This window comes from Bradyrhizobium sp. 35 (genome assembly GCF_023073215.1).
Classification (GTDB): Bacteria; Pseudomonadota; Alphaproteobacteria; order Rhizobiales; family Xanthobacteraceae; genus Bradyrhizobium; species Bradyrhizobium canariense_D.
In genome coordinates this window covers 30,359-43,038 of sequence record NZ_JADPJC010000094.1, presented here as the reverse complement: position 1 = coordinate 43,038, position 12,680 = coordinate 30,359, and the positions used below count along the sequence as shown (strand labels likewise).

The 12,680-nt window shown below is 57.0% G+C and carries 10 protein-coding genes; 6 read left to right on the top strand and 4 right to left on the bottom strand.

Annotated features, from left to right (window positions below; genetic code table 11):
- Positions 1–464: 464 nt before the first annotated feature.
- The 3 genes from IVB36_RS20355 to IVB36_RS20345 all read left to right on the top strand — a co-directional run bounded on the left by IVB36_RS20355 (position 465) and on the right by IVB36_RS20345 (position 3,102).
- Positions 465–710: a hypothetical protein gene (locus tag IVB36_RS20355; RefSeq protein WP_085349051.1), complete on the top strand. Its 246-nt coding sequence runs from the start codon at positions 465–467 to the stop codon at positions 708–710.
- Positions 711–923: 213 nt separating this feature from the next.
- Positions 924–2,039: a serine/threonine protein kinase gene (locus IVB36_RS20350; RefSeq protein ID WP_247372048.1), complete on the top strand. Its 1,116-nt coding sequence runs from the start codon at positions 924–926 to the stop codon at positions 2,037–2,039.
- Positions 2,040–2,076: 37 nt separating this feature from the next.
- Positions 2,077–3,102, top strand: coding sequence for a nucleotidyltransferase family protein (locus tag IVB36_RS20345; RefSeq protein ID WP_245329540.1), 1,026 nt, complete (start codon positions 2,077–2,079; stop codon positions 3,100–3,102).
- 69 nt (positions 3,103–3,171) lie between these two features.
- Here IVB36_RS20345 and IVB36_RS20340 read toward each other — a convergent pair whose 3' ends face one another.
- The gene (locus IVB36_RS20340) at positions 3,172–3,555 is read right to left on the bottom strand and encodes an H-NS histone family protein (RefSeq protein ID WP_085395796.1); all 384 of its coding nucleotides are present in this window, start codon (positions 3,553–3,555) and stop codon (positions 3,172–3,174) included.
- Positions 3,556–4,265: 710 nt separating this feature from the next.
- Here IVB36_RS20340 and IVB36_RS20335 point away from each other — a divergent pair.
- Positions 4,266–4,634 (top strand): H-NS histone family protein, encoded by a 369-nt coding sequence (locus tag IVB36_RS20335; protein WP_247372042.1) that lies wholly within the window; start codon positions 4,266–4,268, stop codon positions 4,632–4,634.
- A gap of 69 nt (positions 4,635–4,703) precedes the next feature.
- On the opposite strand, the gene IVB36_RS20330 is transcribed toward IVB36_RS20335, so the two are convergent.
- From IVB36_RS20330 to IVB36_RS20320, 3 genes are all read right to left on the bottom strand, one after another.
- On the bottom strand, positions 4,704–6,173 hold the full coding sequence (locus tag IVB36_RS20330) for an exopolysaccharide biosynthesis polyprenyl glycosylphosphotransferase (RefSeq protein WP_247392828.1): 1,470 nt from the start codon (positions 6,171–6,173) through the stop codon (positions 4,704–4,706).
- 104 nt (positions 6,174–6,277) lie between these two features.
- Positions 6,278–8,287 (bottom strand): hypothetical protein, encoded by a 2,010-nt coding sequence (locus IVB36_RS20325; RefSeq protein ID WP_247372036.1) that lies wholly within the window; start codon positions 8,285–8,287, stop codon positions 6,278–6,280.
- Between the two features lie 74 nt (positions 8,288–8,361).
- Positions 8,362–10,698 (bottom strand): AAA family ATPase, encoded by a 2,337-nt coding sequence (locus IVB36_RS20320; RefSeq protein ID WP_247372033.1) that lies wholly within the window; start codon positions 10,696–10,698, stop codon positions 8,362–8,364.
- Between the two features lie 350 nt (positions 10,699–11,048).
- Here IVB36_RS20320 and rfbC point away from each other — a divergent pair, with 350 nt between their 5' ends.
- Positions 11,049–11,606: a dTDP-4-dehydrorhamnose 3,5-epimerase gene (gene rfbC, locus IVB36_RS20315; protein ID WP_247392827.1), complete on the top strand. Its 558-nt coding sequence runs from the start codon at positions 11,049–11,051 to the stop codon at positions 11,604–11,606.
- A gap of 14 nt (positions 11,607–11,620) precedes the next feature.
- Positions 11,621–12,679, top strand: a complete 1,059-nt coding sequence (gene rfbB, locus IVB36_RS20310; protein ID WP_247372027.1) for a dTDP-glucose 4,6-dehydratase — start codon at positions 11,621–11,623, stop codon at positions 12,677–12,679.
- The last annotated feature ends 1 nt before the right edge of the window (position 12,680 follow it).

Below are 12,680 nucleotides of genomic sequence, written 5' to 3'. Positions count from 1 at the left end.
GTCTCTCGAAAGCTCCTGGGGCGCCACTGAAAATGGGCCAATCTGAGCGGGTGTGAGTTTTGGGCGTGCTATGCCGCTCGCGACGAAGACGATCATGTCGCCCGTGATGGGCAAATTGGCTAATTCGATCACCGGTTTCACTCCACTCTCGTCAGCGAAATATTCGTCGTTAGGATTTAATCCTGCAAATTAAGCCTTGCGCTGTCGGTCTGGTTTGCGACTCTCGTCAAGTTTTATTTTTTGCTGTCCTGCACGCAGGAGGCCAAGATCATCGCGGCGATTTCTGCGACGTTGTTCTCGGTAGGCTGTTATTTCTACGCAGGACCCGCTTCTTGGTATTTGAATGGTTGCATCCGGTTCAAACATGAAATAAATATTGATTATATTGAGATCATATAAATCTCGTTGTTAATTGTTGTCAATGACGTAAGCTGTTTTCGTCATTTTTTTGGTCGGAGGAGACGATGCGGGAATCAGTCCAGAAGAAGCGCAACTCCACCTCGGCTGCGAAGCAGTTGGCTCAAATGCGCGAGAACCTAGCGAGCATCAGCGAGAGGGAGCGCGTTCTAGGAGAGCGGAGTGCTGCTCGCGAACTTTACCGCTATCTGCTGGACTCTCACCGGTTGACCGCGCCGGCGACCTTTCTCGGAGGACAAGTGTTGAATATTTCTCCATCTGGGGTGAACGAGGGTGGTCAGCTGGCGGCGTGACCCGGGGCCGTATGGTCATTCGAAACGAATCTCAGTCAGGCGATGTGCATCCGCACTGAAGGTGGATTTGCACCGCTGCAGCACGGCAATCAAGCCGAATTTCCTCGGCAACTGCAGCTCGTTTGAACGCACCGCGGACAGTACATTGCAGGATGTTGTCGCCACCGCGTCGACACGGCGGCGAAACAGATATCGTTGCTATCGGGAATAGCCATGCTGGAAAAAACATCGGCAGAGATGGTGTTGAGACCCGCCGCGGGTGCAGTCTTCGCGCTGGTGGACGGTCGATCAGTGCTTTTCAGCGAGACAAGGCAGAAACTCTATGAGTTGGACCAGCTAGGGGCATTCATTTGGTGCAAGTTGGCAGAAGGCGCTTCTTTGGAAGACGTCCATCAGGAGCTCGGGCAGCTAGGCATTGGCGAGCGCGCAGCGCGCGAGTTCACGTGGCAGGCGATGAACGTCTGGATCGATCGAGGGGTGCTCGATCTCGACTGGCGAATGTCGGCCGATTGTGCCTTCTCAACGGTTCTTGGTCAGCGCAGGATCGGCGTCCGGGCTGCAAATCGGGAGCTCTCGCAACAGTTGATTTCGCTATTTTGTGTTACGGACGACAGCGGCGAGGAGGAGGATATTGCGATCGAGACAATGATGCTCGGCGATCGAGTATTCTTCCGCGGGAATGACGGGAGCATCCATAGATGTGAAGCCGCAGCTCTGGCCCCTACAATCAAAGCTCACATCACAGAGCGACTTATCCGAAGCAATCAGTGGGCTTTCGCGCTCCACGCCGCTTCTCTTGCAAAGTGCGGCATGGGCTTGCTGCTGTGCGGCCAACCGGGAGCCGGCAAGTCGACTCTTGCACTAGAACTGGTAGACGCTGGATTTCAGTATGCCGGCGATGACGTTGCGCTGATTGGGGCTGACGGAACGATCTGCGGCATCCCATTTGCCCTCACCCTCAAGCAGGGATCGTGGCGGTTGCTATCCCGACTGTATGGCGATTGGAACGACGTGACGCACCGCCGGTCCGATGGCGCCGAAGTGCGGTATTTGCCGATTCCGGATGCGCACAATGGGAGCCTCTCTGCCAAGTGGATCATCTTTCTGAACCGGGTCGCAAGCGGCCCCGTCGAGCTGACCCCCCTGGATCAGCTTGATTCCATCAAGCGGCTCATTGAGGGCGCTTTTGCCGCAGACGGGAAGCTGTCGCAGTCTGGCTTTTTCGCTTTGAAGCGGATTGTTGCGGGCGCACGATCGTTCCAACTTATCTATTCGGAATCGGCGCAGGCTCGACAGTTGCTGATGGACTTGTGCGATGACAAGGCATAGTGCGGCACTGACAAGCCTATGCAACTGCTTGCGAGGCTTGCCGCCCGTCGAAGTGGAGTGGACCTCCGTCATCGGGCTCGCAAACCAGACGTTGACGACGCCTGCGCTCATTGACTTCGTCGATCAATTTGCATCGGTGTTGCCGGAGGACGTGTGCACCTATATCCGCCAGATCCATCGCCGAAACGTGCTGCGCAACGACCGGTTGGCCAGTCAATTGGAAGAGGCTGTCATTGCGATGAACGGCCAGGGAGTTACGCCGGTGTTGCTCAAGGGTGCGGCAACGCTAGCCACAGCACCTGTCGAGCGGCGAGGAGTTCGGCTGATGTCCGATCTGGACATCATGGTCGTGCCGGACGAAGCTGAAAGGGCGGTCGCCGCTCTGGGCGCAATTGGCTATGAAATTCATGATCAAGCGCGCCCCGAAAGCCGGAGATGGTATGTCGAGCTAAGTCGAACGCGGGATGTCGGAACCATCGATCTGCAACGGGCCGCTCCAGGCCCCGCGTACCTCTATGCTGGCTCCGGACATGCCCTGAACCATTGCGTCCCCGCGCTGCTGGGGCGGGGACGCGTGTACGTCCCGACGCCCACTTATCGAGCGCTGATGTTGATCATCCACGATCAGTTTCAAGACTACGGCTACTGGCTTGGCGAACTCGATCTGCGGCATCTGGTTGAGTTGCGCGACTTGAATGATTCCGAAGGGCTGGACTGGCAGGAACTTGCCTCTCATGTCTCGGGCGAACTGATGAAAAACGCGGTCGAAACCCAACTGCTCGCCCTTGCTGCGCTGCTTGGGGTCGATATCCCGCGCTCAATGCGCACCCGGCTGATTCCTCGTCTGCAGTTCATGCGACAATTAATGCAAGCGCGCTTTCCGGCCACACGTGTGCCGTTCCTCGCAATGACGGTCCTGGACCTCAGAAACTACCGGCGGGAGGCGACCTCTGGTTGCACGCAAACCGGCATGCGGCGGCCTGGATTGTGGTCCGTGCCAAGAACGGACACCTTACAGTTCCTGTTGAGGGCCGCGACCGCCGTTCGTGTCGGAAAGGTGTAAAGCCAGCACGCTCGCACGCCTTCAAGGCCAAACAGTTTTAGCAAACGACATGTCTGCAATTGCGCGGAGTTAATGCCCTTGTCCACCGGCATTCCGATCGGACGACTCGTCGTTCTCGCGAATCCTGAACTCTTCGAGCGTGTGCCCCGATTGGAGCGCGGCAACTAGCCAGCGCGGCTGTTTACCACGCCCCGACCAAGTCTCCGTCGGGCGGAGTGGATTGAAGTATTTTGGCACGACTTTCGGGTATTTGCGGCGCGGCGGCTCGCTCGTACCGGCGTTGGCGGCCCGGCGTTCAGCTTCACCGAATTGATCCGGCTGGTTGAGTTGCGCAAGACGCTTTTCGAGTTCTCGCTTCTCGACTGTGATCTTTTCGGCAAGTATCTTTGTCAGCTCTTCGTGAAGGAGCCAGAGTTCCTCAAAGTCCATGGCTTCGAGATCTTGCCGACGCATAGCATTCTCGTCACCGTTTGACTGACGCCTGATCCATCTGTCATTCTCAGCTTACGAGCACATCATTGCCCGAACGCCCAAATCAACGATGGACCAAAGCCAGTGCTTCAAATCGACGCTACAATAAATAAATAGTATATTATTTAATAATTATTACTAGGGTTATTTTATTAAATGAGGGTAGGCGGATCAACGACTTGCTGCAATGCAAGAAAGGGGAGTCTCTCAATCGAGTTCTCTCGGCGGCACAGTCGGAGCATCCTTCCCCGGCTGGCCCCTCGGACATTCGGGACCTGAAGCTCAAATCGAGTTCAGGCGGTTTGGGCTGACGGACATTGAGTTCGTTGGCGCTCGTGCATATCCGAAGGCTGCAATATCGAGATCGCCCAGAACAAAGGACAGCCTACGCCAACCATATTCATCGAGAATATTGCGTCGCGGATGACTTGTACCGGCGCTCGATGTGATCCCATCATATCAGTTCGCTTGAATGGTTCCACGGCTGCCCGCTTGACGTGTGAATTTACCCGCTGCGCAATTGAATTATGCGGATAGCCCATTGTTTCGGCTTGCTTGATTGCTGCGACGCAGTTATCTGGGAATGCGATTTAAGTACGGTTCCACACATTTTGTTGGGTAAATCTAGTTCACCATCTTGATTAATGTCGATCCGGGGCATATTAAGTTTGGCGCAACTACAGGGTGCGAGCATGCCAGCTAAGAAACTCGAGTTAGAATCAATGTCCCTTGACGATCTCTGGTCGCTTCATGAGGAAATTAGCGGGATCTTATCGGACCGAATTAAGGCAGAAAAGCACGAACTGGAGAAGCGCTTGGCGGTCCTCGGGGGCGGGGCGGCTGTTTTGACGGACTCAAGCGGACCGGGCGTGTCTCCGCCTGCCAAGGCGAGACGCAAATATCCGCGTGTGCTGCCGAAATACCGGAACCCCCAGACCTCCGAGACCTGGTCGGGGCGCGGCAAGCGGCCGCGGTGGTTGGTTGCTGCGATGAAGTCTGGCCGAAGAATTGAGGACTTTCGCATAGGGGATGCAAGTCCGAAGCTTCGTCAGCGCGCGTAACCTGATCTGCATTGTTCGACGGGGTGGTTGGGGTTGAATGGCCGCCGCAGTGCCCGTGATCCTGTGGGCCTAATAGGCGTTGCGTCCCCGCAGCACTTCGAGGGGAGTTCGCAGCAGGATTACGAGATCGAGCCGAAGGCTCCAGTTGTCGATGTACCAGAGATCGTATTGTACGCGGGTTTCGACCGTGATGGCTGTGGGGGTTGGACCGCGGCAGCCATGGACTTGGGCCCATCCGGTCAGTCCTGGCCTGACCCTGCGGCGTAGGGCGTAGTTCCGCACGAGCTTGTCAAATTCTCCGTCATGAGCCAAGGCATGAGGACGGGGACCGACTAGCGACATGGTGCCGTCGAGAACGTTCAACAGCTGTGGCAGTTCATCGAAGCTTGTCCGTCGCAGCCATTTGCCGACGCGCGTCACCCGTCGGTCGAGGCGATGGGCCTGAAGGATCGCCGGCCCGTCCTCGAGCACATGCATCGTCCGGAATTTGCGGATCAGGAAGATCCGGCCATTAAAACCACAGCGTTGCTGTCGAAAGAATATGGGGCCGGGCGAGTCCAGCTTGATTGCAAGTGCGGCCAGCACAAGCAACGGGGCAAGTATCGTCAAGGCAAGCGCGGCGCCGAAAAGATCAATGATTCGTTTGGTCGCACAGTCCAGCTGCGTAAGCGGCCCACGCTGGAGTTCAACACAAACCGTACTTCCAAGGCTTCGCGTGGGGTGTCGAAGCAATTCGGATGTTGTACCGACCGGCACGAACACAACCGGTAGCGGCAAGACCCGCAAGTCGGCAACGAAGGCCCGAAGTTCGGGCCATCGTTCCGGGTTCGCTTCCACAACCACCTGGTCGAGCTCGGAGCTGCGAATGTAGTCAATCACGCGAGCCGTGAGCCGCCTTCGACAGGCAGGACCGAAGCCGATTGGGGGCAAGCTGAACCGGCCTCGGACACAATAACCATGCATCGCCAGCGTTTCAGGCAGTCCGGCGTTTTTCGATGGCGGCTGGTCGCTGACCAGAACAATGTTTGTGCTGGCGAATTTTCTGCCGCTCAGGCCCTTCCCGAGAAGCGCTCTCACTCCCCACCGCTCGGCCATAAGAAAGCCCAGGCCCAGGACAGCGAAAAGTGTGCCCGCTTGGTGAGAAGAGCCCGAACCAATTGCAAAACCGTACCCGGCCCATATCAAGAACAACAATGACGCCCATGCAATCCAGACGGCGCGCATCTGACTTCGCAGGACGAGGAGCTCGGCTGGCCGATAAAGGCCGTGCGTCTTCAACAGGCAAACGAGACATGTTGCGCTGACTAGGGCCAGGCCAAGTGCGTTGCTTAAGTCGCCTGCAGCCCATCCACTCTGAGCTTGGCTCAGCCACGTCGAAACGACGCTCGCAAAAAGAATGGTCGCAATATCCGCACAGAGCGCCACGTATTCGATCGAGTCGTACCGGAGGGGCCATTTGTGCTGGCGGGATAGTGACGGCCCGGGACTGACACGATCCGTAACCTCCCGATCGGGGAAATGTCGGTTCACGAAATTCATTGTCAGGACACCTGCAGTTAATATTTAATATATTATCAATTAATCCGAACTTTCAAGTGAAAAATACCCGTTTGGCTATTTAATATGTCGCACTGCGCGGAGACCTATCGAGATCCCTGTCGGGAATTCCGCGCGCGCATGCTGTCGAGGTACGACGGATCCAGCTCCGAAATCAGGTTCTCGAGAAAGACCTTCCCGTCGGCTGAGGCTAACCGGTATGCAGCCACAAGCGCCGGCCTGAGGGCAGGCCGATGCCTAACGATGAAACCGACGTCGCGCTTGATCAAGTCACGGAATTCAAGCTCCCATACCACAGCGTCTGTGGCGAACGCGACGGATAGCCGTAACGGAAGCAGATCCAAATCATTCGGCGCGGTATAGTACGACATCTTGAGCATCGCTGCCGTCGCAGACTGGGTCAAATCGTGCCTCGATGCCGCCGCGAGCATGAGCCAAATGTCGCCGCGAAACGGCGAAGAGCGTAATGCACGGGCAAAAGCATTCGAAGCCACGGGAAGAGCCGTCCTTTGCTCGTCCGCGGATATTGCCGGATCCCAGCTGGATCTCGGTTCCCCCCGGATCCATAGGTCTTCACGTGCTGCCGCAACTGAAGCCGGTTTCGAGATCGCATTCGGCCATGCTGCGGTCAATACGCCTGTCGGCGAAAAAGAATGACCACCGAGATACCAGGCGGGCAAGACCATCCAAATTGCCTGCACGAGCAGTGTGATACCAAGAACCATCAGAGCAACGCGGGGCCAGGCGGTGACAAGCGCCGACGCGAATCTTGGACGAGATGCCGGAGCTGGACCGCCCATCCAATCTGAAGTCTCTTTCGATCCCGGGGATATGGCGTCACGGCCTGCGCCGGGGACGCTTTGACCGAATGCCAGTCCAAAAACCGCGGCGATCAAAAGCGATGCGCCCAAATCCAAAATTTCATGGTCGGCAAAGGCCAGTACCGTCAGTGTAATCGAAGCGCCGGCGCCCAAGGCTGGGTACACGTAATCGTAAGTTCGCGACAGAGACCGCCTGATCAGAGTACAAGCGCCGAGCATTGCTACAACCACGAGACCGCAAAGGAACGCCCACCCCATATCCACAACAATTGCGGCGGCGGCCGTTGGCCTTTCTCGCAGCGCACCGCTTCCGATGTCCCGATAAATCGGCAAAAGAACGGTCGAAGCGCCTGCACCGGATCCCGCCGGTCGGACGTCCTGTAGCATCCGTTCTGTCGCGATCTGGCTGCTCGTTGACAAAGCGATCGTCAGATCGGTGTTCGTCCTGAACGGAATGACCGTCACGCTGGCAATAAGAAATATTACGGCGGTTGCGAGAACGCCAGCGGTACCCCACAAACCGAAGAACCACCTGCGAATTGCGAACACCGAGAGCAGGATTCCTGATCCGAGGAGCGAGGCGACGACGGCGGTTGAGTTGGTCCGAATGAGCAGCGCGGCCATGCAGACAGTCATTGCGATGATCGCGGCGGACAGAGCTGGGAGCGGCGCTGGCCCAATTGTTCCTGGCCGACTGCGGCGCCGATATTGATCGACTGCGCGTATTGCCGTCGCGCAGGAGAGCAAGAGGCCGAGCACTGCGACTGTTGAGCCATCGGGCCCGGCGACACCAGCAGTTCCCTTGCCGAACCACATAGCTGTGGCGATCGTGGCTATCAACAGCAGGATATGCAGGACTTGCGCTGCACGATGCCGGTCAAGTGTGACGACCGCAGTGACAAGGGCAGCGGCGAGCACAGAGCAATACTGGGCGAACGAGAACATCGTCGCCCCGGTATCGACTGTGATTAATTCGGCGAGGGGTTCGTTCAAGGCCGCCGATGCGGTTGCCCAGATGGCATTGCCGAGTGTGCCCATAGGCATCGGCACTGCCTGTGACGCCATCCAGAGCGCCGGAGCCGCAAGCACAACGCCGAGACCAGGCCGGAGTAGCTTGGCGAGCCCGAGGGAGGCGGATGATGGAACGATCGCAACAACCAGCGCAGCCGTTGCAAGTACGAACGACGCCAATATCCTGATTTGCAGGCTTTCCGGCATTGCGAGCGCCGCGGTGATTGCCACTAACTCGGCTAACATGACAAGTCGGATGATCATGTAAACACCAACTTGTGGTGCGGCCACTCCGCCGATCCGCTAGCCGGAGAACGTGGAGCCGCTACGAGACAGCCTCAAGACCCAGAAAGACCATAACGGATGTAGTGGCTATCATGATAGTAGTAGCTCCGGTGTCCGTCATATCGAGCCATGGCCTTGGTATCCGTTTTGCTGAGAACCGCCCCAATCAGCGATTCGTGAATGTTGGGTGCCGTGTGCAATGCGTGCTGCACGACATCTATTTTGGTCCGGCCCCATTCAACAACCAGGATGTAGCAGTCAATCAGGGACGAGGTGGCTCGGACATCGACCAACGGGGTCAGCGGGGGAAGGTCGACGATGACATAGTCATAGTCAGCTCGCAAACGGTCGAACAGTTTGCTTACCGCGTCGGCACAAAGAATTTCGCTGGTGTGAAGCAGAGGTCCCCGCCGCACGGCGGGCAGAAATGCAAGATTGGTCGTCGGATCCCGCCAGATAGCGTCCGCGAGTGAGCGGCTGCCGTTCGCAACTTCGATGATTCCGGTGACAGCTTTGGGCGCAAAGATAGCAGATAGCGAGGGATTCCTCAGGTCGCAATCAACGATGATGGCCTTCTTGCCGGTGTGCCCGATCAATTGCGCGAGCGAGGCTGCAATCGTGGTCTTCCCTTCATTCGGTAGGGCCGAGGTAATCCCGATGACCTGGGAGGAAATTTTCGCCGGATTGTGGTCGATGGCTAGCTTGATGGAGCGAATCGCCTCGGTATATCGAGATAGCGGCATCCCGACCACGGTCCGATGAACTGCGGTCGGCGACGAAACTATCCGTTGCTGAACATCATCATCGGTTTGCTGGGGACGAACTGATGGCTTCGGAGATTTGCGGGCCGGTAACAATGGGACCAAAGATATGCAAGGCAATTCCAGCACGGTTTCCACTTGTGAAGAGGTACGAAAGACGCGGTCCATGAGGTCTCTGAGCAGCGCCAGGCCGATGCCCAGCGCGAGACCGCCGAGGATGCCGAGCGCCAGCACCAACCTTGTCTTAGGCTTGCTCTTGCTCGGCGGCGGCGAAGCGGGAAAAACTACCCGCGTTTCCGAGATGGGGAATGTCTCCTGCTGTGTGGAGCCCATGTAACGCTGCAGGAAAGTCTCGTACAAGCTCCGCAAGCCCTTTGCTCGGCTCTCCAGATCCTTGATGGTCAGCTCAGCAGAATTGACTGAACGGGATTGAGAGACTGCCTTGGACAGCTGCTTTTCGATTTCTTCCTGCCGCTGTTTGGCGAACTCGAATTCGCTTCGGCTGACTTCGGCAAGTCTCTTGACCTCGTCGACAATGGAGACGCGAAACTCCCGGATCCGATTACGGACATTGACAACGGCCATGTGGTCGCGACCGACCCTGGCCGTCAACTCGGCCTCACGCCGCGTAAGTTCCAGATATTGTTGGCGTAGCCCCGTAATGATCTGACTGCTTGTCGCATCGGCCCCGATAGCGTCGAGATTGATCATCGAGGACGGCTTCTTCGGGTCGGAGGCAAGGAGAGATTCATACCGAGCCAACTTGGCCGTCGCCTCAGAAGACTGGGCGCGTGCGGCAGCCAATCGATTGTTGATTTCCGTGATCTGCTGCTCGTCGATGGGCTTTCCATCCAAAGAGACGATATTGTTCTGGACCTTGTAGACATCGACGGCACGTTGTGCAGCGAGGGCTTGGTCGCCGAGATCGCGCAGCCTCTCCTGAAGCCAGCTTGTTGCCCTGCGATTGGCATCGAATTTTGCATTGAGCTGGTCTGCAACATAGGTATTGGCTACCGCGTTGACGATCTCCGCAGCTCGGGCTGCGTTGCTCGAACTGAAATTGATCTCAATGACGTTGCTGTACCCGACTCGCCCTGCTGAAAGCTGACTCAGAAATGCGTCTACGAGAGTGTCCGACGGTTCGCTCTTCGCGTCGGGCAGGCTATCTTTCCTCGATCCAGTCGGTGCCCATGACCGAATTCGCTGCCAGAGCGACTGTAGAGAAAGCCCTGACCCATTAAAATCCGGATCGTCCGCCAGCTTCAATTGGTCGATGACCGCGACCGCAGTGGCCTTTGATCTCAGGAGTTGAAGCTGGGTCTCGATTTGACTGAGATCGAAAGCCGGCTCGGCGAGAAGTGATTGCTGCTGGACAAATAGGGGCCTTGGATTAGCCAACAGGATCTGAACCTGCGCGGTATAAGTTGGAGACACCAACCGGAGATAGAGCAGGCTGGCCGCAGTCACGAGTCCGGCAGTGACAAGGATAACGAGATATTGGCGCCGTAGAAGCCCGACCGCGAAATTGATGAGGTCGCTTATTCCTCCGCCGTCTGCCTGGGCGGGTTGAGCCAGCCAGTTCACCGGCATCCGCGATCTGTCCGTGTGTTGAAGGTTGTTCTGGAGCATCACGTACCTGTCCGACGGTGGGTCACGTTGGGGCCGCTCGCCCGCAGACCTATGTTAAGGGGCGCGCAGGCGGTGGGGGATTATATGCATATAAAAATCTACTTGCCAAATTAAATAAATAAATATATTAATGGGCATGAAATTGAAAATAACGGTGAGTCTGCCTTTTCAGTCTGACGTTGGTAAAATAGAGGATGTTCTGGGACTTGCGGTCTGCCGGTATTTGCATCGAGAATAATGCGAGCGTTTCGGGGGCGGATCGGCGGCCGGATAATTAAATTCCGTCGGATATTTTTGGTCAATCGCAACTAACCCAGATGGGTAAATTGAGGGCCGGCAGGAGGTGCCCAATGCTGGAACTGCGATCCCTGGCGATCCCTGATGTCAAAATAATTCGAACAGATCGGTTTTCCGATGCTCGCGGCTACTTCTGTGAGACCTTTCAGCGATCGGCTTTTGCCGAGAAGGGAATCCTGCATGACTTTGTTCAGGATAATCAGTCCAGCTCAGATCGGATCGGCACGGTGCGCGGCTTGCATTTCCAGCGACCGCCTTTCGCCCAGGCGAAGCTCATACGGGTGTTGAATGGGGCCATTCTCGATATTGCCGTTGATCTCCGACGTTCATCGCCCAACTTTGGCAAGCACATCGCCATCCAGTTGGATAGCGAAAGCGGCGAGCAGGTGTTCATTCCGAAGGGATTCGCGCATGGTTTCTGTACGCTGCAGCCCAAGACCGTGGTCTTGTACAAGGTCGATCAGGTCTACGCCCCGAGCCATGACGGCGGCGTCAATTGGGCTGATCCCGCACTAGCGATCGAGTGGCCCGTCACACCGTCAGAGGCTCAGATATCGCCAAAGGACCAGATTCTTCCTGCGCTCAACCAGCTTCCTTGCATTTTCGAATAGTGGAGATGAGTAGAATGCGTATCCTGGTGACCGGCGGAGCGGGCTTTATCGGTTCTGCTGTGTGTCGCCGTTTGGTGCTGCAGACCGGTGCCGCGGTGGTCAACATCGACAAGTTGACATACGCAGCCGACCTGACTTCGCTTGCGAGCATCGAGGGGCTGGGGTCTTATGTATTCCTGCAGTCCGACATCTGCGATCGAGACGCTATGGATCTCGCGTTCATCGACTACGAGCCGGATGCGATCATACACCTGGCCGCCGAAAGCCACGTCGACCGTTCGATCACCGGACCCGAGGCCTTCGTCAGCACCAATATAGTTGGTACCTACACGCTGTTGGAGGCGGCCAGGACCTACTACGAACGTCTGCCGCTTCCGCGGCGGAAGCAGTTCCGCTTCATCCACGTATCGACAGACGAAGTCTACGGGTCATTGGGGCCAGAGGACTTGTTTCGCGAGGACACGCCCTACAGGCCGAGTTCGCCGTACTCGGCGAGCAAGGCCGCCTCGGACCACCTCGCACTCGCGTGGTTTCGAACCTACGGTCTGCCGGTCATCGTATCGAATTGCTCGAACAATTACGGGCCGTACCAGTTCCCGGAAAAACTCATCCCGCTGACGATCCTCAATGCGATCGACCGCAAGCCGCTGCCGGTCTACGGCGACGGCAAAAACATTCGTGACTGGCTTTACGTCGATGATCACGCCGCCGGCTTGATAAGGCTGCTCCACGAAGGAAGACCGGGCGAGAAGTACAATTTCGGCGGAGATGGCCAGCGATCCAACCTGGAGGTCGTCACCCAGGTGTGTGACGTGCTGGATCGATTATCTCCGGGCGCGGAAGCGAGACGATCTCTCATTACGTTCGTGACGGATCGTCCGGGGCACGATGCGCGCTACGCGATCGACGCGTCGAAGGCGCATCGCGAACTTCGCTGGAAGCCGACGAGAACCTTCGAACAGGGTTTGGCCGAAACCGTCGAGTGGTATATCAAGAACCGTGCGTGGTGGGAGCGCGATCGCCTCGCTGTCTATGATGGCTCGCGTCTGGGCCTCCTGGCTACCCAACACTGAG

Excerpts from the sequence above, each read along its gene's own strand:
- IVB36_RS20355 (WP_085349051.1), top strand. The coding sequence starts at position 465 with ATGCGGGAATCAGTCCAGAAGAAGCGCAACTCCACCTCGGCTGCGAAG.
- IVB36_RS20325 (WP_247372036.1), bottom strand. The coding sequence starts at position 8,287 with ATGATCATCCGACTTGTCATGTTAGCCGAGTTAGTGGCAATCACCGCG.
- IVB36_RS20335 (WP_247372042.1), top strand. The coding sequence starts at position 4,266 with ATGCCAGCTAAGAAACTCGAGTTAGAATCAATGTCCCTTGACGATCTC.
- rfbC (WP_247392827.1), top strand. The coding sequence starts at position 11,049 with ATGCTGGAACTGCGATCCCTGGCGATCCCTGATGTCAAAATAATTCGA.
- rfbB (WP_247372027.1), top strand. The coding sequence starts at position 11,621 with ATGCGTATCCTGGTGACCGGCGGAGCGGGCTTTATCGGTTCTGCTGTG.
- IVB36_RS20350 (WP_247372048.1), top strand. The coding sequence starts at position 924 with ATGCTGGAAAAAACATCGGCAGAGATGGTGTTGAGACCCGCCGCGGGT.
- IVB36_RS20320 (WP_247372033.1), bottom strand. The coding sequence starts at position 10,698 with ATGCTCCAGAACAACCTTCAACACACGGACAGATCGCGGATGCCGGTG.
- IVB36_RS20340 (WP_085395796.1), bottom strand. The coding sequence starts at position 3,555 with ATGCGTCGGCAAGATCTCGAAGCCATGGACTTTGAGGAACTCTGGCTC.
- IVB36_RS20330 (WP_247392828.1), bottom strand. The coding sequence starts at position 6,173 with ATGAATTTCGTGAACCGACATTTCCCCGATCGGGAGGTTACGGATCGT.